Source organism: Streptomyces sp. NPDC001492, from assembly GCF_053597275.1.
In genome coordinates, this window is the sequence record NZ_JBSFHW010000072.1 from 18,722 (window position 1) to 35,022 (window position 16,301).

Below are 16,301 nucleotides of genomic sequence, written 5' to 3' on the forward strand. Positions count from 1 at the left end.
GTGATCTGCAGGCTGCTACGCCGGGTCGGGCAGCTGCACTCCCAGCACCCGCGAGGCCGCGTACCAGTCAACGTACGAGTCCTGCAGCATCGTCGCGACCACCGTCACCAGCGGATCCCCCACCACGAACGGCGCCGCCAGATCCACCACTTGATCCCGGTCCAGACTCAGCAGGTCGCGCACCGCCGCCGATGTCCCCTCGCCCGCGAGCTCACGTACAGTCATGCCAGATCCTCCACATGGATCGAGGCCCGCGGACGACGAGACGCAAACCGCGCCCGCGGGCCGAACTTTGAGGGGTCGGGTGCCAGCCCGGCCCCTCTTTGGTCTGCACTGTAGTTGATTTTTTGCTAGCTAGCTAGAAAGATAGAAAGCGTGTTAGCGAGAGAGCGAGAGAGCGAGCGAGCTAGCATGCTCGCCATGACTGGACCTCAGTTCGTAGGCAGCTACTCGGAGACGGGCGGCGTGACGAAGACCGCGACTGCGGTATCGGTCGCCGTGTCCTACGCCGAAGAGCATCCCGAGGAGCTCGTTCTCTTCGGAGACCTTGACCCCCGTGGGGCCGCAACCAAATGGACCGGTGCCAAACCCGTTGAACCGGGCCTGGACATGTCCGCCATCCTCGGGCAGGACGATGTGAAGGGCTGGGCCGATGAGCTCGCTGTTCCCCTAGACCCGGCCAAGGGGTGGCCCGAGAACCTCCGTGTGATCCCCTCCGGCTTCCGTAAACAGGCGATGCAGGAGAGCTTGCGCGAAGATCACGCGGAGATGCGGCTGAAGCGGAGTCTGGCCGGCACGCAGGCAGCTTTCGGCGTGTTCGACTTCCCCAACCGGCAAGGCGGGATGCTGACGCAGAACGGGCTCACCGCCTGCACCCACATCATCTACGCGGCAAAGCCGGACGAAGACGGGTTGGACGGGGTCGACGGCGCCAAGGAGACGGTGCACAAGTTCCACCAGTACAGGGAAGAGGTCGGCCTACCCAGGACCCCGCAGGAAATCGGGATCATCCTGGGTGCGGCCTACACGGGCGCCGTGTGGACCCGCGACGCGCTTCGGGCTGTCGAGGAGCTCAAACGGACGTCACCCGGCATGTTGCTTACGCCATACGTCGAGTCGCTGGTGATCGTTAAGGAAGCCCGCGCCGCCGGTGAGTGGTACGGGAAGTACGCCAAGGGGGCAAGCGTCGCCAAGGCATACCGAGAGCTGACAGTGAACAGGATTGCTGCCCAATGAGTGAGGACCGCCCATCACCCCGCCCGCGCCCGGCACCCGGCGGAGAAGCTGAAGACCCGGCCCGCCCGGCCAGCTCTGCGCCGGTTGGAACTCCGCTGTCCGTCCCCAGGGGGAGGCCGCGACGCAGTGCGCAGGCAACCGTTCAGCTCAATACCCGAGTGCTCCCCCTGCTTGATGAGCTGGTGGAAGTCGTCGTGGCCACCCGGGGCATGAGCAAGCGCGAGGTGATCGAGAACGCGCTGATGAAGGCCTACCCGACCGAGTACAAGGCCCTGGTAGCGCGCGAGCGAGCACGCGAGCTCGAAAGCTAGTTCGCTCGCTCTCTAGCGCGCGAGCTAGCTAGATAGAAAGCGAGCTTGCGAGCGTGCTTGCTTGCTAGGCCGTCCTAACTGGAAAAACAGCCAGCCCCGAGAACGCCCAACCTCCAAGTAGCGCGTCCCCGGGGCCCACCGAACGAGGAGAAGCAACTCCCCATGTGCCACCAGATTACGGCCCCCCAGGGCAAAGCCGACACCACGCCGCCGATGTCCGGCCACGTCACGGGGGAGCGCCGATGACTGTGGATCAGCTCACCGAGTGGACCGGGATGCCTGCGGGCATCGCGGCCGCCGCGGTGGCGGTGGCCGGTATCGTCGGCGCCGTCCTGGCCGCCCGCCGCCTGAAGACGAACGTGCAGAGCGAGGGAGAGCGCCGGAAGTTCTCCGCGGGTACGATCTCGGCCGCCGTCGCGTTCGTCATCTGCACGTCCGTCAGCCTCAACACGTCGTACCGGTTCACGCTCGACGGTCTCGGCATGACCGGCACGCCCGAACGCATCCTGTCGTGTGCCGCGTTCGAAAGCCTCTTGGCCATGTGCGTGCTCGGCGCCCGCGAACGAATGGCCGGCCCGGACAAGAGCCCTGGTTGGTACGGCTCCGCCGTGTGGATCTTCGCTGCCCTCTCGGCCGTGCCTGCGTGGCACGAGGGCAACGGCCTGACCACCGGCACGGCGGTGCGGATCTTCATCGGATCGATTGGCAGTGCCCTGGCCGCACACTCGGCCCTGGGACTGGAGCTCAAGCACCGGTCGGGCGACGAGTCGCAGGCGCCTTTGGCTCAGATCAGCCGTGACCTGCGTGAACGGCTCATGGCACGGCTTGGGCTGAGTCACCGCAACCGCACCGCGCTGGAGATCACCCGGGACCGGGCGCTGACGAAGGCCGTCGACCTGGCCGACACGTACGACCGCCTGTCGGAGAAACAGCGGACGAAGTTCCGCGGCCGCCGGATCGCCGGCCGCCTGGCGAAGTGGCAGGACCGGGCCGGTGTCGCGACCGACGGGGCACAGGCCGCCGCCTACCTGGCCCGCCTGGCACAGCGCCGGCACTCCACGAACGTGGTGATCGACGAGCGGGAGAGCCCGTGGCACAGGGCCTCCGTCGTCGAGGAGGCCCGCGCGGCACACGAGGAGGCCGACGGCCTGCGCGAGCAGCTTGCCGCGGCACAGGAGGAGTCCGCGGCCCTGCGTGAGCAGCTCGACCAGGAGCGCGCGGCACAGCTTCGGCACATGGAAGAGCTCGCCGCACGCGTCGAGGCACACCTGATGGCACAGATCGGCACAGCCGTACCCGCCCCGCGTGCCGTGGCCGTCGACGAGGCGTTCGACGAGGCGTTCGACGACGAGGACGACGAGGAGCCGGCCGACTGCATCGGGCAGGAGGACGAGGAGACCCCCGGGTACGGCGCGGCCGCCGCGGCACAGGCGGCACGGGCGCGTGCCGAGGCCCGGGTTCCGGACGGCGACGAGGACACCGAGGACGAGCGCCAGGACGAGGAGGGCGACGCCCCCGAGCTGCGCGCCCTGGACAGCTACCCGACGAAGAAGTCCGCCATCCAGGCTCTCTACCGGGCCCGTGTCCGGCCGGGGGATGACCGCAACGTCAACCAGATCACGGACGAGCTGTTGGACGAGTTCCGTGCGGCTGGCATTGCGTACGACCGGGGCCCGGCACACCGGGCCGTCTCCGAGGTGCACGTTCCGGCTGAGCACGCCCGCGCCGACGTCCGCCAGGACGAGCTTGCCGGGGTCTGATCCGGTACAGGCACATGCCGGGGCACGGCCCGCCCGTGCCCCGGCACACCAGCGGCACAGCCTGTGCCGACGACGACCCCAGGGGGAGCACATGACCATGACCACCGGCACACCGGAGACGTCTGCCTTAGCCCTGTCCGGGCCCGCTGTGCCACTGCCGACCGCAGAGGAGCACACCGAGCGCCTCGCGCACGCACACGACCGCCTCGGGCGCATCCTCGACGTCCACGCGGTCGTGCGGGCGGCACAGGCGGAGACGGAGGCGGCACGCCGGACGGCCGAGCAGGCACAGCAGCGCGAGGCCGAGGCCCGGAAGCAGGCCCGGCACATGGAGGAGGAGGCCGACGCGGCACACGCGGCCGCCGAAGAGGCCGAGGCAACAGCCGAGCAGCTGCGCGCCGAGCTCCAGGCCGCCCGCGACCAGTTGGCGGACCTACGTCGGCAACTCGACGAGGAGCAGGAGGCACGCCAGCGTGCCGAGCGGGCACGGGACCAGGCGGAGGGCGCACGTGCCACGGCCGTGCAGCTCGCGGAGCAGGCACAGCAAGCCGCGCAGCAGGCACAAGCCCAGGCGGGCGCCTCCCGCCAGCAGCTCCACGGCATGACCCGCGCGTTCGCCGAGGTGCGCGAGGAGCTCCAGGGTGCCGAGCACCAGCTACGGGAGGCACGGGAGGCACGGGAGCAGGCCGAGGGCGCACGTGCCACGGCCGTGCAGCTCGCCGAGCAGGCACAGCACGCCGCCGGACAGACCGCGGTCGAGGCCGGAGCCGCTCGCCAGCAGCTCGACGAGGAACGCACGGCACACCAGGCGACCAGGCAGGCACACGAGGAGGCCGAGCGGAAGCGCACGGAGGCCGAGCAGGCCGTCGAGGCGGCACAGGGCGATACCCGCGAGGCACAGGCCGAGGTCCGCGCGGCACGCGAGGAGGCCGAGGCGTTGCGTGAGCAGCTCGCCGCGGCACAGGAAGCGGCACAAAGGCACGAGCCGCAGGCACAGCCAGCCCCCGGCGAAGACACCCGCGTGTCAGCGAGCGGCACACCGACCCGTCGGAGGAACCAGCCGAAGCGCACAAGGAAGCGTGACCGGAAGACGAGCTAGCGTGCTCGCTCGCTTTCTAGCTAGCTACCGGTCTGACCCACCACACAGCGAAGGGGCCGCCCGAGCGGGCGGCCCCTTCGCTGTGTGGTGGGTCAGACTGTGCCGTCGACCACGCCGTTGACGAGGGCCGTGAAGGCCTGCGAGCCCGCTACGAGGTGAGGCCCGCCGTTGCTGAACTTGGAGTCGCGCACGGCGATCCAGGAGGGGAAGGCAGCCAGCTCTACGCACTCGTTATTCGTCGCGCTGTAGGTGCTCTTAGTCCACGCTGCGGCCGCGATCTGCGCGGGGGAGGGGGGTGGGTTGTGGGTCATACGAACTCCGTTCGTGCGTCGGCCAGCATGTGCAGGCTGGTCGCCGTGTCGGCCGCTTTGGATCGGGCATAGTCAAACATCAACTTGTATGCCTGGACGTCGTCGGGGGCATCGAGGTACACGCCCCGGCGGTGGAGTTCGAGGTACACCACGCCCATCGAGTCCACAGGCTCTCGCGCATCGTCACGGCCGAGGATGAGGTAGTGACCGCCCGAGCCTGCCGAGTGGCCGGCGCTGAACGGCAACACCTGGATGTCGACGTTGGGGCGCTGCGCGAGGGCCTCCAGGTGCTCGATCTGCTTGGCCATCACTTTGTTGTCCTCTGACGGCCGACGCCTGAGCACCGATTCATCGAGGACCACCCATACGTGGAGCGCGGGGGACCGGTCCAGGATCTCCTGACGCTTGATTCGAGCCTCAACCTTGCGTTCGATCTCGTCAGCGTCCGCACGCGGGTCCTGTGCCTGGTGGAGAGCGAGCGCGTAACCGCGCGTTTGCAGCAGGCCTGGCACCAGGTTGTTGGCGTAGATGTGCTCGTACTCCGCGTACTCCTCGAACGACAGTAGCGGGTCCATCCATTCGGGAAACCCGGGCTGCCCGACCCACCATCCGTCCTGCTGCGTGCGCACCAGCTGTTCGAGCGCCTCACGTTCCTCCGCCGATGCCCGGCAGGCCACGGCCAGGGAACGGATGGTCGGCACGGTGAGCTTGGCCCGGTCCTGCCAGTCCAGATACCGGTTGACGGTGCCGACTGAGACGCCGGCTGCCTTCGCCAACTCGGTTTGAGTGAGTCCGGCGCGGCTGCGCAGGCGTTGGAGCCCGCGGGCGATGAGCATGCGTCCCGCCGGCCCGGCCGTTCCTCTCGCGGCCATGTGGCCTACCCCTCCAGTTCGTCCGTCACCGTCGTTGTGCCCGACGGCGGGATCATCACGCAGAGGGTACGCGGCGGTCGCCACCTGGGCCCCCTTCTGTCTGGCCACTCTCCAGAGCCCGCAATTTCAGTGATTTTCAGTGATGCAGGTACCCAGCATTGAAATTCAATGGCATGGTGTTCAACAACGGAACCCTGTGCTCACGATCCATCACTTCTCGTGATCTAGGCGGGAGTTCAGGCACTCGATGCGCGAGAGGCCCACCCATGCCCACGTGGCTGTCATCTGACGATGTACGCGCGGTCGTCTTAGACCCGCTGGAGATGACGCACGAGCAGGATCAAAAGCTCCGCGGGCGTGCCTGCGCCCGCTGTATGCGCACGGACTCCTTACGCCCCGGCGGCATGGCCTACGTGCGCAGCGGGCCGGACGGGGCGGGCCGGTTGGGCTACCCCGTCCTCGTCTGTCCGGACCATGAGCGGACCGGGGGCACGTGGTGAGCGCGGCGGAACTCCTGCGCCGGGCATCCGACTTGGAGGCCTGGCGGCCGGGCACCCCGCCCGGAGTGCTGCTGCGGGCCGCGTGGTCGGTCCGGCGGACGCTGCCGGTGCGGATAGCGGGTGTGGACGTGGTCCGCATCCTGTCGAGCACCTGGGCAGAGACCCGCACAGCTCTCGCTGAGCGGGAGATTCCGTGCGGCCCGGTCCTGGTCAACATTCCGCGGGCCTGTGTCGAGGTCATCGTGCCCCGCCGTACTGCGGCCAGCTGGCCCGCGCTGCCGACCACGCGCTGTGTGGCGGGTGCCCGCATGCGCTGCCCGGCCCCGTCCGTGAGCGCCGTGAACGGGCTGCACGTCGACGGCCGGTTCTGGCTGTATCCGCCGGCGCCCAGTCTCCAGGCCCCCGAGGTGACCGACGGCGACGCACTCGCCGAGGCGGTCGGTGTGGCCCTCGCCCGTCGGGTGCGTCGGCTCCGAACGCTGCACGACCACCCCAGGGAGGGACAGCAGACGTGACCGCCTACCCCACGCAGGGCAGCAGCCGGACCGATCCCCGCGAGGTCGTCTGGCGAGAGCTGCAGCGCGACCTCCCGCGCGGGCTACGGCCCGTGCCGCCGTACGGCCTGGCCTGCCCGCCCCGTACTCCGTCGCCGAGGCCCTCGACGCCGTGTCTGCGCGAGACGTGGCAGCTGTCCGGCCGGTCCGACCACACGCCCCGGAAGGCCCGCGCGCTGGTGGCTGACACGTGCCGCCTGTGGCACATCACCCGCGGCATCGCGCCCGACCTGGCACTGATCGTCTCGGAGCTCGCCACCAACGCCGTGGCACACGCCCCGGGTGAGGCCCTCACCGTCGCCCTGCTCCTGACGCCCAGTGACGTGTGGGTGGCCGTGATCGACCAGGGCCCCCGCTGCCCGGTCGAGGCCCGGCAGGCCGGCGAGGACGACGAGCACGGTCGTGGGCTTGCTCTCGTCGAGGCCCTGGCCAGCCGGTACGGGGCGGTGCCTGCCGGACGCGGCACCGCCGTCTGGGCCTGCCTCCAGCTTCCGCCCCGGCACATTCCCGCCCAGCGCGGCACGTCGGCCGATGACCACGCCCCCACGCAGGACGGCACCGCATCCCCCCACCACCCCGAGGACTCCACCGATGTACCCCGCAGCCACTCGTGACCCCGCCATCGGCGCCCCCACGACCGCGGCCCCCGGCACGCTCATGCGCTGGACGCTACCCGTGACCCCCACCATGGGCGACCAGCTGTACGCGTGTGTGAGCAGCGCCTACGAGGAGTGGGGCGCCGCCCCGTACCAGGCCGACCACCTGGGCGATCTCGCCGTTGAGTTCGCCGGGTACGTCGAGCTGGAGGCGGCCCCCGCATTCGTCGCCGTCACGGTGACGCTGGAGGGCGGCCGCGCCACGGTGTGCGCGGCCCCGGCCGCCGAGCCCGCGCCCGATCACATGGCCGAGCTCCGGCTGTACGAGGAGCCGGTGGACGAGTCCGGCGGGGGATCCCGGCAGCACGCCGGCGGCCGGCTGTACTACGCGCACGTGAACTTGGGCGTGCGCGGGCCGACGACCCCGCGCCGACGCGCGGTCACCCACCACTACCTCACCACCGACCCCGACGCCCCCGACCGGGCCGCCTTCAACACGGGGTTATCGCTGAGCTCTTGGGGGGTCCCGTTGCCGAGGATCGCTGAACTCGCCGAGACCGCCCGCGCGCTGGTCGCGGCCGCGGCCACCGAACACCCCGGCGAGGTCGCCGTGGTGAGCGTCCTCGACGGCCTGCAGGCGTCCGTGCACGTCGCGCCGCTGTCCTGCACTGCCCATCACCCGTCTGCTCTGGTCGATCCCGTCACCGCGGCCGCCGTACGCGAGGCTGCCGGAACCGGCGCCGAAGACGGCTGCCCGTGCCTGGCCCTGGCGCTGCCCGCGCCACAGCTGCGCGGCACGGACCTCGACCGCGAACACCCCGTGCTCGCCTGACCAGCAGGCCCGCGCCCCCGTCGCGGACCTGCACCGCGGTGCCCCCGCCCGTCCCCCGGCAGGCGGGGGCACCACCACCCCCACCGACCACTGGAGACCCACCTTGGACACCGCCGCCGACCCGATGACCGCCGTAGCCGACGCGCTGCAGGTCATGGAGCTGTGGGAGCAACGCCCGGCCGTCGAGGTACTGGAGGCCGTCCAGGCCACGCCCAACCACCTGCAGCAGGCTCTTGCCGGGCAGTGGCAGACGCTGCCCCGGCTCGACCGGGCCGACCTGTACGGGCTGCAGGTCGCCGCCGAGGACCTGGCGCGCTACGGCGCGGCCGGCCTGGCCCAGGACGGCGTCGCCCGCCTCGCCCCGATCATGGACGAGGCCGTGCACTTCGCCGGCATCGTGGAGCCCGACCGGTATCCCGGCAGCGCGGACCGGCGCCGGGCCGTACGACTGGCCGCCGCCCACGTCACCACCTACCAGCGGCTCAGCCCGCACCAGCAGGCCAGCGTGCTGACACGACTCACGCCCCCCACGTCGACGGCCACCCGGCTCCTGCGCTCCCTGCCCGGCCACATCCCGCCCGTCGCCCCGGCCCTGGGCCCCACCGGCCTGGACACCGTGCTGTCGGAGGCCGCGGAGCGCACCGCCGGCGACACGGCGCACGGGTCACCGACCCACCTCGGGCACGACCTGCGCACCCGGCTCGACGCGCTGCCCACCGAGTGGCGGCAGCAGATCATGCGCCGCCTGGTAGCCGGCATCACGCCGTTGGATGCGATCTCCGACGCCACCCGCGCCCGCACCCTCGCCAAGCGGCCCGAGCCGGTCACACCCGGCGCATAGCCCCTCAACTCCCGCCGCCAGAACGGCGGGACGGCCCGGACGCCCCCGTATCCGGGCCACGGTCCCCGCCCACCTCTCCCCGGGCGGGGACCACACGAACCCGGCCGGGGCAGCCTCGTTGCTCCACCCGCCCCGGCCGGGCCCGACGAAGCCCAGGAGGCACCGTGCACTCTCTGATCGCGACAGGGTTCAAGGCCGATCACCTGGTCCTGCGGACGGGCAGCGCGAAGGCCGTGAAGATCCCGGCTGGCAAGTTCGAGCAGCTGCACGCCGCTGTGGCGGACGGCGATGCGGTCCCCGGGTGGCTGGTCGACGCGGCCCGCCGCGCGTGGGGTCTCGACCTCGCGGGCCAGCCGGCTGCCGCCGTGGTCCTGGTCCGCGCCCCGGGCCCGTACGAGATCAGCCGGGCCACCTGGGAAATCAACCTGGGCTGTGACTACGACTGCGTGATGTGCTACCTCGGAGAGAAGCGGTTCGAGGGCCTCGACACGGTCGGCAAGCGGCTGCTGCTGGAGGTGATGGCCGAGGCCGGGGTGATCTGGCTCCAGATCACCGGCGGTGAGCCGCTGATCGACCCCGATTTCCCCGAGGCCTACCGGTACGCGCACGAGCTGGGCATGCAGCTGGAGGTGCTCTCCAACGGCTCCCGGCTGCACAAGGATCACGTCCTGGCGCTGCTCGCCCAGTTGCCGCCGTCGAAAATGTCGCTGAGCGTGTACGGCGCGACGGCCGCCACGTACGACGCGGTGACCCGCAACCGAGGCGCCTTCAGCCGGTTCTCCCGAGGCCTGCGCAGGGCGATCGACGCCGGCCTGAACCTCGACCTGTCCCTGATCATCACGCGGCAGAACGCGCACGAGGCCGACGACATGAGGGCCTGGGCGACGAGCCTCGGACTGCCGTACCGCGAGTACGCGAACATCTCCCCGACGATCCACGGCACGGCCGAGCCGCTGCCCTCCCAGTCTCCCCAACACCTAACCCACCGGCAGCCGTTCACCGGCTGCCCCGCCGGCGTCACCTTCTTCCACGCCGACCCGTTCGGCCGGGCCTCGATCTGCAAGGTCGGCCGCAAGCCGAACGTCGACCTGATCGCCGAAGGCGTTCAGGGACTCGCCCGACTCGGCGACATCGCCGAGTCCCTCATGCTCCGCACCGGAGGCTGCACCGGCTGCAAACTCTCGGCTACGTGCCGGGTCTGCCGGCCGATGGCGAAGGTCTTCCAAAAGGCGGAGGCACCACTGCACCACTACTGCCAGCACGGACAACCGGAGGCATCATGACCGCGATCATGCTCGAACTCGGCCCCACCCGGACCGAGGAGACCGACGAAATCGTCATCATCGAGGACGTCGAGACCCTCACCGCAGCCGCCGGCACCCTCCCGGGCTGCGGCGACGACAACCCGTACAACTGACCCCCACTCGATCCGGTGCCCCTGGCGCATCCCACGCCAGGGGCACCGCCCTGTATGGAAGGGTGACCCCATGCCGACCGTGCGCCTGACCGAGGTTCCCGCCGACGTCCTGGCCCTGATCGAGACCCAGGCCGGGCCCGTCCTCAAAGCGGAAACCCTCACCGCGGGCCTCAACAGCACGATCGCCGCCCGCATCCACACCGCAGAGGCGACCATGTTCGTCAAGGGCCTGCAGCGGGAGCACCGCCGGGTGTGGACGCAGCAGGCGGAGGCCGACGTCAACCCGCACGTGCGGGGCATCGCCCCGGCGCTGCTGTGGCGGATCCAGGCAGGCGGCTGGGATCTCCTCGCGTTCGAGGACGTCGCCGGCCGCCACGCCGACTACACGCCCGGCTCTGCAGACCTGCTGCTGGTCGCCGACGTGATCGGCCGTCTCGGCACCATCCAGGCGCCCGACAGCATCGCCCGCACCATGCCGGACCGCATGAAGGCGCACACCGACACCCCGGAGCTGTTCGCCGGCGGCAGCCTGTGTCACACCGACTGGTTCCCCACCAACGTTCTGGTCGCCGACGGCCGGACCCTGGTCGTCGACTGGGCATGGGCCTCCCGAGGCGCCGCCTGGATCGATGCCGCCCTGTGGGTGGTCTGGCTCATCAACTGCGGCCACACGCCCGCCCAGGCCGAGCAGTGGGCCGCGCGCGTCCCGGCCTGGCACACCGCGCCAGCACGGAGCCTCAACGCGTTCGCCCGCGCCACCGTCAGCGTGTGGAAGCAGATCGCCAACGGCGAGACGGACCCCTGGGTGCGCGGAATGCTGGACGCCGCCCGCAGTTGGAGCGCTCACCGCTGACGGAGTGTGCCTGCCCGAGTCCGCTGCGTCGGCGCCGGCATCTCGCCGCCGCCGAGCGGCCCCCTAGACGGAGTGACGGTGCTGCGGTGCGCCACCCGCAAACCCGCCTGCGGCCACAGGTACATACGCCACACAGCCAGCGTCGAGCCGTCCGGATCTAGGACCACCTGATACGCCGTCCGCCCGTCCGGCCAGTCCTGGCGGGCCATCACGGGCGCCCACCGCCAGGCACCCCGGGACCACACCCACAGCGCGGGCCGGTCTGCGGCTGACCATGTCCACACCACCGGCGGCGGGCCGTCCTCCGACCTCCAGGGCCGCGACTGCACAGGCTCCGCAGGATATTCGTTCACATGTTCGAGTCTAAGTCTCGGTGTCGAGTGATGCGCGGGTGGCCACTGAGCTGCGCATTTCCTCGGAGCCCCTGGCCCATTGCGGGAAATGGAAGCGGGAGATTCGACCTTTTCGGGCCCCTGGCGATGAGGTTTAAACGGCCCGCTGGTTAATCGCTTGCCGCGCGGCGAGACCGTAGTGTTATTCTTCTTGACATTGCCTCTTCCGCTGTTCAGGTGGCGACCACGTGGTGTCACCCGCAGAGAGGAGGTGAAAGGTGAAGATCACCGGAAACGGTCCCCATGAAGGGGGCCCGGAACCGGTGCGGACTACGTTCCTTCACCGGGCCGCAGATGTGGCCCGGATCGTGGGCGCCATCTTCGAGGTCGTCTATTACGCCCTGAAGATCTGGTGACCTGCGGCTGAAGAGACGGACGGGCCCTAACCCTCGGCCAAGGGCGGGCCCGTCAAGTCCCACCGCTGAGCCCCACGTGCGTACTCACCGACAAGCGTGGGGCTCTTTCATGTGGACTGTTAGAACGACATCATGTCGTCTGTGAAACATCGTAGCACGTCGCGTTATTTTGCTGCTGTTGGTTTTTTGGCTTCGAGAGTCGTAACTTCCCTCGGCCGTAAAAAACGTCGCTGCGAAGCAACTGTGGTTCTTGTGGTTGCGAAAGATTTGGACGCGTTAAATCAACTGCATCGGTAACTCTTAAAACTTCGCTGCGGTTCGTTCTGTCGTAGAAACATCGCCGAAGAAGCCGTGGCTAGTCTTTTTCCGCAGGTCGCAGCCGTGTGACAGTGACGACGCGATGCCGTGTGCTGCCCGCGAGCACTTCCGCGACGAGGCCTCCAGCGACCGGGGTGTACCGCTCGCCGTGGTCCGTCTCGGTCATCGGTCGGGGTTCCGCCCCCTCCGGAAACAGCGCAGCCGCCGCGGCGGACAGCTGAGCTGTCAGCCGCTGTGACATCGCACGGCGGCCGTCGGGCAGCTCGACGACAAGAGCCCGCGGCCGCGACCGGGACCCGGTGAAGCCCACCACCACGGCGTCAACGGGCTCAGTGTGCCGCACCTTCACCCAGATCCTCGACGGCCGGTAGGCGGAGCTCCCGCGCTTGGCCACCACACCCTCAAGCCCGATCGAGCGCAGGGAGTTGTACCAGTCCAACGCCGTCGTGATGTCGTCGGATGCGGGCACGGCCTGAATCGGCGGGCCGATATCGGCAAGCACGTCCAGGAGCAGCGCGCGCCGCTCGACGTACGGCCGCCCCCGGACGTCCCCGTGCACCGGGTGATCGATGCAGTCCCAGACCGCGTACGAGGCCGGCAGTTCCTCAGCCAGCCGCCGGGCCCGCGCCGGCGTCGAGGCGGCCCGCGACTGCACCGCGCTCCAGTCCAGGCGGCCGGCGTTCCAGACCACCAATTCCCCGTCCAGCCCGGTTCCCGGCATCAGCGCCATGCCGGCCAGGGCCACATCCATCCACTGTGCGGTGACGATGCGCCCGGACCGGGACTGCAACGTCACGGTCTCCCGATCCCGCAGGAGCACGGCTCGGTGCCCGTCGAACTTGGGCTCATACCACCACCCGGCGCCCACGGGCAGGACGGGCGCCGCCTGCGCGAGGGCGACGCGAACGGGCACCTGCATGATTCGATCGTGCGCCCGGTCGCTGCGAGTCGCTCGGCACGAGACAGCCCCGAGTGCCGACGTAAGGTGCCGACGTGACCGCTATTTCGTTCGATGACCTGATCAGCGCGGAACGTGCCGCCGTCGCAGCCCACGACGCCGTCAAGGGGCAGCCGTACAGCGGCGAGGCCTGGGCACCATGGGTCGAAGCCGCCGCCGCGTTCCACGCCGCAGTGACGGCCTACGCGAAGGCGGAGGGGACGGACCGGGTCACCGTCGAGATGGACGTGAAGAAAGCGGTTCGTCACGCGCCGACCACGGACACCGCGTAAGGACCACTACGACGGAATGGAGGAGGCCCGATGACCGTGGCGTACGTCGTGACGCTGCGCTTCACTCCCGGCGGCCCCGCCGTCATCGGAGAGTGGACGCTTGATCGAACCGCCCGCGAACGGTGGGACGAATGGGTTGGCCTGTACGCCACGGCCGGCAGCGACGTGACCGTACGCATCGACGAGGTGTCCCCGGATGGTCAACGTCTCGTTCTCAACTGGGAGAACGGTGAAGCCTCCGGACCGTGGCACCGATAGCGCAGCCCGAGCGCCCTGGCCGTGCGGCAAGATCATGAACCCGTGACACAGCCGGGCGGTGCCGTTGGACCTCCCCTGCAGAAAGGCCGGTCGCGTCACGGCCGTTTGGTCGTTGGGCACCGTATGGATCACCACGCAGGCCCCGGCCGCCACCGCAAGCCGGAGGAAGACCTCCCGCGCTGTACGTGCTGCGGGATGACCCTCTGTGGGTACGCGCCGCCCGCACCGCCGCCGTCACCCGCACGACACCGACGGCCCCGTCCGGATGATCCCGTGCCGGTCGGCGTGGTGTCCCTGTGGGAGTGGCGCATCCGACGGTCGATCCGAAAGGAACTGCAGGAAGAGCCGCCGTGGTGACGCTTTTCGCGGATACGCGACAAGCGCCCGGTTGACCTGGGGTGATGTCGTGTCGGCGGCCGCCGCGTGCACGCGTGTGCCGCCAGAGCATGAGGAGGCATGGTCGGTGCCCGGGGAGTGGCTGAGCGAGGCATACGCGCGCCTGATCGGCCGACCGCGGGCATCGTCGTGGCGGGCTGTCGGGGGCTGAGGCCAACTCAGGCGGTAGTGGGCCCGGCGAGGTTGTCGTCTGCAGGTGCGGACCGGCGAGGGCGGTAGCGGCGGGCCGCCGTGTCGGGACTCACGCCGAGCGGCCGGCCGATCTCGTGCCAGCCGTCCCCCGCCGCGCGGTCGGCGGCTACCGCGGCCGCCAGGAGCTCGCCCGCCGCGGCGACGATGTCGAGGGCGGCCCGGGTGTAGTGGGCGCCGGGCCGGTGCCGCCGCTCCGCGGACAGCGTCCAGTCGGTCTGCTCCCAGTCCGGCCGCGCGTCCTCAGCGTCGAGCTCCGCGGCCAGGACGCGGGCCGCCCGAGCCACCTGGTACGCCGCCGCCCGCACCGCGTGCCGCTCCGTCACCATCGCGTCCACACGGTCCACGCGCGCCTCAAGGCCCCGTTGCACCCGAGCGTCGAACCGGCGTGAACGGGCACGGCACCGCTCGCTGCAGTACTTCCGCGGCCGCCCGCCGCCGGGACCCGGACCGGGCACCTTGTTGGTGCAGCCGGGACCCAGACACGGACTTTGATGCGAGACCACGGCGACCACCTCGTTTCCGGACAGACAGCCGCAGGCCTGCGCGCCGGCCCGTCCTGTTACTGGCCGTACCCGGCCGGTCTGATCGGTACACGATGCGGACGCCGCGGCCGGAAACCCCGGAGGCGTGCACCGCAGCGGCCAGCGGAGGGAGACATCGAGGCTCTCGACGGTCCACACTGGTGGGAGTCCGGCCGTATGAGGAAGGGAGGACCCATGAGCGTCGCCATGGCCGATCACGCCGGCCCGTGGACCGTCGACCAGGTCCTGAGCCTGCCCGAGGACCGCCGGTACCGGTTCGAGCTCCTGGGAGAGTCGCTGATCATGTCGCCCGCACCCGGCCTACGCCATCAGCGGGCATCCTTCCGTCTCCACGTCGCGATAGACGCGGCGATCCAGGCTGCGGGCGCACCCGTCGAGGTGCTGGAAGCAATCAACATGATCACGCCCGACGGGCTGTTCGTGCCCGATATCGTCGTCGCGGACGCTGGCTCTACCGCCGAGGACGCCGTCAGTGTCGATGCCGAAGCGGTGCAACTGGTCGTTGAGCTGGTCAGCCCGGGCAACGCGCAGATGGACCGCACCGTTAAGCCGGCCACATACGCCCGCGCGGGCATCCCCCACTACTGGCGCATGGAGTTCGCCCCGGCCCCCCGCCTGATCATGATGCGCCTCGCCGCCGGCCGCTACATCGAGCACGCCACCGCCCTGCCCGGCACCGTCACCAAGACCGACGAGCCGTTCCCCTTCGGCATCGACCCGGCGGGTATCGCTCAGCAGTAGGACGCGCGCCCATCCCCGGCGCCGGGTGCTCGAGGAACGCCGGCACCGTGATGAGCATGCTCGCCGCCGTCGGATGGCCGGCGTGCCTCGTGCACCGCTCCGTGGCCCCGCGGCCACGGGCCGGTGGAGACCGGCCGGACCCGAGCCGTTCAGCACACATCCCGACAGATCACCCATTCGGCGCACATCCGCCCTGGCCTGGTGCGCGGTTGGGCATCACATGAAACGACTCATGTCCCTCTGTGCAGCATTCGCTCTCGCCTGCAGCATCTCCGCCGCCACTCCGGCCGCCGCCGATTCCAGCGCCTGCACCCACAGTTGGTCAGGCCCCCAGGTGTGCATCCGGCTGGAGGGTCGAAATGGGTGGAATTCGGTTACAGGCTTCTGGGCGAACCCCCCGAAGTCCGTCACGCGCCGGACGGTGTGGCTGACCCTCGACGGCAGGAGGTCCGTCACGAGCCACACAGCCACGCGGGTGGGCGGAACCCTCAGCTACACATGGTCGAGCTTCCAGCAGGGCACGGGCGTGACGGTGTGCGTACATTTCAAGGGCATCAGCCGAGTCGCGTGCGACACCACCAAATACGTCGGCAACCGGACCTGAGCCACCAAGATCCTTCGAATCCTTGAAGCCCCGGAGCCTGGAACTCTCAACTCCCCGCCAGCACCCTGCACCTTGGTGCCGGCGGGGGCG

Annotated in this window: 20 protein-coding genes; 15 read left to right on the forward strand and 5 right to left on the reverse strand. The window is 70.1% G+C overall.

The genetic code is table 11. The annotated features are described in order from the left end of the window. Positions 1 to 15: 15 nt before the first annotated feature. Positions 16 to 225 (reverse strand): hypothetical protein, encoded by a 210-nt coding sequence (locus ACWC1K_RS47170; protein ID WP_450840015.1) that lies wholly within the window; start codon positions 223 to 225, stop codon positions 16 to 18. Between the two features lie 195 nt (positions 226 to 420). On the opposite strand from ACWC1K_RS47170, the gene ACWC1K_RS47175 reads away from it, so the two are divergent. The 4 genes from ACWC1K_RS47175 to ACWC1K_RS47190 all read left to right on the forward strand — a co-directional run bounded on the left by ACWC1K_RS47175 (position 421) and on the right by ACWC1K_RS47190 (position 4,406). Continuing rightward, the gene (locus ACWC1K_RS47175) at positions 421 to 1,236 is read left to right on the forward strand and encodes a ParA family protein (RefSeq protein ID WP_450840016.1); all 816 of its coding nucleotides are present in this window, start codon (positions 421 to 423) and stop codon (positions 1,234 to 1,236) included. Between the two features lie 158 nt (positions 1,237 to 1,394). Beyond that, positions 1,395 to 1,547, forward strand: coding sequence for a hypothetical protein (locus tag ACWC1K_RS47180; RefSeq protein ID WP_450840018.1), 153 nt, complete (start codon positions 1,395 to 1,397; stop codon positions 1,545 to 1,547). 242 nt (positions 1,548 to 1,789) lie between these two features. Continuing rightward, positions 1,790 to 3,307 (forward strand): hypothetical protein, encoded by a 1,518-nt coding sequence (locus ACWC1K_RS47185; protein ID WP_450840020.1) that lies wholly within the window; start codon positions 1,790 to 1,792, stop codon positions 3,305 to 3,307. A gap of 91 nt (positions 3,308 to 3,398) precedes the next feature. Further along, complete coding sequence (locus ACWC1K_RS47190; RefSeq protein WP_450840022.1) at positions 3,399 to 4,406, forward strand: hypothetical protein; 1,008 nt, start codon at positions 3,399 to 3,401, stop codon at positions 4,404 to 4,406. Between the two features lie 92 nt (positions 4,407 to 4,498). Here the strand turns inward: ACWC1K_RS47190 and ACWC1K_RS47195 are convergent, their stop codons facing one another. Together ACWC1K_RS47195 and ACWC1K_RS47200 are read right to left on the reverse strand one after the other, a co-directional pair. After that, positions 4,499 to 4,717 (reverse strand): DUF397 domain-containing protein, encoded by a 219-nt coding sequence (locus tag ACWC1K_RS47195; protein WP_450840024.1) that lies wholly within the window; start codon positions 4,715 to 4,717, stop codon positions 4,499 to 4,501. Beyond that, a complete protein-coding gene (locus tag ACWC1K_RS47200; protein WP_450840025.1) occupies positions 4,714 to 5,589 on the reverse strand; it encodes a helix-turn-helix domain-containing protein in 876 nt (291 codons plus the stop codon). The genes ACWC1K_RS47195 and ACWC1K_RS47200 overlap by 4 nt, the downstream gene beginning before the upstream one ends. A 496-nt stretch (positions 5,590 to 6,085) precedes the next feature. Here ACWC1K_RS47200 and ACWC1K_RS47205 point away from each other — a divergent pair, with 496 nt between their 5' ends. The 8 genes from ACWC1K_RS47205 to ACWC1K_RS47240 all read left to right on the forward strand — a co-directional run bounded on the left by ACWC1K_RS47205 (position 6,086) and on the right by ACWC1K_RS47240 (position 11,930). Continuing rightward, positions 6,086 to 6,604 carry a hypothetical protein gene (locus tag ACWC1K_RS47205; RefSeq protein WP_450840027.1) on the forward strand — a complete coding sequence of 173 codons (519 nt, stop codon included), beginning with the start codon at positions 6,086 to 6,088 and terminating at the stop codon, positions 6,602 to 6,604. Then, positions 6,601 to 7,257, forward strand: coding sequence for an ATP-binding protein (locus ACWC1K_RS47210; RefSeq protein ID WP_450840029.1), 657 nt, complete (start codon positions 6,601 to 6,603; stop codon positions 7,255 to 7,257). Before ACWC1K_RS47205 ends, ACWC1K_RS47210 begins: the two co-directional genes overlap by 4 nt. Then, on the forward strand, positions 7,235 to 8,071 hold the full coding sequence (locus ACWC1K_RS47215; RefSeq protein ID WP_450840031.1) for a hypothetical protein: 837 nt from the start codon (positions 7,235 to 7,237) through the stop codon (positions 8,069 to 8,071). The genes ACWC1K_RS47210 and ACWC1K_RS47215 overlap by 23 nt, the downstream gene beginning before the upstream one ends. Positions 8,072 to 8,174: 103 nt before the next feature. Then, positions 8,175 to 8,912, forward strand: a complete 738-nt coding sequence (locus ACWC1K_RS47220; RefSeq protein WP_450840033.1) for a hypothetical protein — start codon at positions 8,175 to 8,177, stop codon at positions 8,910 to 8,912. 164 nt (positions 8,913 to 9,076) lie between these two features. Continuing rightward, positions 9,077 to 10,195: a radical SAM protein gene (locus tag ACWC1K_RS47225; RefSeq protein WP_450840035.1), complete on the forward strand. Its 1,119-nt coding sequence runs from the start codon at positions 9,077 to 9,079 to the stop codon at positions 10,193 to 10,195. Continuing rightward, positions 10,192 to 10,329 carry a hypothetical protein gene (locus ACWC1K_RS47230; RefSeq protein ID WP_450840036.1) on the forward strand — a complete coding sequence of 46 codons (138 nt, stop codon included), beginning with the start codon at positions 10,192 to 10,194 and terminating at the stop codon, positions 10,327 to 10,329. The genes ACWC1K_RS47225 and ACWC1K_RS47230 overlap by 4 nt, the downstream gene beginning before the upstream one ends. Before the next feature lie 70 nt (positions 10,330 to 10,399). Next, positions 10,400 to 11,182, forward strand: a complete 783-nt coding sequence (locus tag ACWC1K_RS47235) for an aminoglycoside phosphotransferase (protein WP_450840037.1) — start codon at positions 10,400 to 10,402, stop codon at positions 11,180 to 11,182. A 610-nt stretch (positions 11,183 to 11,792) separates the two neighbouring features. After that, positions 11,793 to 11,930, forward strand: coding sequence for a hypothetical protein (locus ACWC1K_RS47240; protein WP_450840038.1), 138 nt, complete (start codon positions 11,793 to 11,795; stop codon positions 11,928 to 11,930). Between the two features lie 355 nt (positions 11,931 to 12,285). On the opposite strand, the gene ACWC1K_RS47245 is transcribed toward ACWC1K_RS47240, so the two are convergent. Further along, entirely contained in the window at positions 12,286 to 13,167 is an 882-nt protein-coding gene (locus ACWC1K_RS47245) for an ATP-dependent DNA ligase (protein WP_450840039.1), read from the reverse strand. Between the two features lie 74 nt (positions 13,168 to 13,241). On the opposite strand from ACWC1K_RS47245, the gene ACWC1K_RS47250 reads away from it, so the two are divergent. Beyond that, positions 13,242 to 13,478: a hypothetical protein gene (locus tag ACWC1K_RS47250; RefSeq protein WP_450840040.1), complete on the forward strand. Its 237-nt coding sequence runs from the start codon at positions 13,242 to 13,244 to the stop codon at positions 13,476 to 13,478. A 30-nt stretch (positions 13,479 to 13,508) separates the two neighbouring features. Continuing rightward, positions 13,509 to 13,736 carry a hypothetical protein gene (locus ACWC1K_RS47255; protein WP_450840042.1) on the forward strand — a complete coding sequence of 76 codons (228 nt, stop codon included), beginning with the start codon at positions 13,509 to 13,511 and terminating at the stop codon, positions 13,734 to 13,736. Between the two features lie 554 nt (positions 13,737 to 14,290). Here ACWC1K_RS47255 and ACWC1K_RS47260 read toward each other — a convergent pair. Continuing rightward, on the reverse strand, positions 14,291 to 14,668 hold the full coding sequence (locus tag ACWC1K_RS47260; RefSeq protein WP_450840043.1) for a hypothetical protein: 378 nt from the start codon (positions 14,666 to 14,668) through the stop codon (positions 14,291 to 14,293). Positions 14,669 to 15,040: 372 nt separating this feature from the next. Between ACWC1K_RS47260 and ACWC1K_RS47265 the strand changes: the two genes are divergently transcribed. Beyond that, the gene (locus ACWC1K_RS47265) at positions 15,041 to 15,607 is read left to right on the forward strand and encodes a Uma2 family endonuclease (protein WP_450840045.1); all 567 of its coding nucleotides are present in this window, start codon (positions 15,041 to 15,043) and stop codon (positions 15,605 to 15,607) included. Positions 15,608 to 16,301 lie beyond the last annotated feature (694 nt).

Bases quoted from the DNA above. Each gene is read 5' to 3' on its own strand.
- ACWC1K_RS47170 (WP_450840015.1), bottom strand. From the start codon at position 225: ATGACTGTACGTGAGCTCGCGGGCGAGGGGACATCGGCGGCGGTGCGC.
- ACWC1K_RS47175 (WP_450840016.1), top strand. From the start codon at position 421: ATGACTGGACCTCAGTTCGTAGGCAGCTACTCGGAGACGGGCGGCGTG.
- ACWC1K_RS47185 (WP_450840020.1), top strand. From the start codon at position 1,790: ATGACTGTGGATCAGCTCACCGAGTGGACCGGGATGCCTGCGGGCATC.
- ACWC1K_RS47190 (WP_450840022.1), top strand. From the start codon at position 3,399: ATGACCATGACCACCGGCACACCGGAGACGTCTGCCTTAGCCCTGTCC.
- ACWC1K_RS47195 (WP_450840024.1), bottom strand. From the start codon at position 4,717: ATGACCCACAACCCACCCCCCTCCCCCGCGCAGATCGCGGCCGCAGCG.
- ACWC1K_RS47200 (WP_450840025.1), bottom strand. From the start codon at position 5,589: ATGGCCGCGAGAGGAACGGCCGGGCCGGCGGGACGCATGCTCATCGCC.
- ACWC1K_RS47215 (WP_450840031.1), top strand. From the start codon at position 7,235: ATGTACCCCGCAGCCACTCGTGACCCCGCCATCGGCGCCCCCACGACC.
- ACWC1K_RS47230 (WP_450840036.1), top strand. From the start codon at position 10,192: ATGACCGCGATCATGCTCGAACTCGGCCCCACCCGGACCGAGGAGACC.
- ACWC1K_RS47235 (WP_450840037.1), top strand. From the start codon at position 10,400: ATGCCGACCGTGCGCCTGACCGAGGTTCCCGCCGACGTCCTGGCCCTG.
- ACWC1K_RS47245 (WP_450840039.1), bottom strand. From the start codon at position 13,167: ATGCAGGTGCCCGTTCGCGTCGCCCTCGCGCAGGCGGCGCCCGTCCTG.
- ACWC1K_RS47255 (WP_450840042.1), top strand. From the start codon at position 13,509: ATGACCGTGGCGTACGTCGTGACGCTGCGCTTCACTCCCGGCGGCCCC.
- ACWC1K_RS47265 (WP_450840045.1), top strand. From the start codon at position 15,041: ATGAGCGTCGCCATGGCCGATCACGCCGGCCCGTGGACCGTCGACCAG.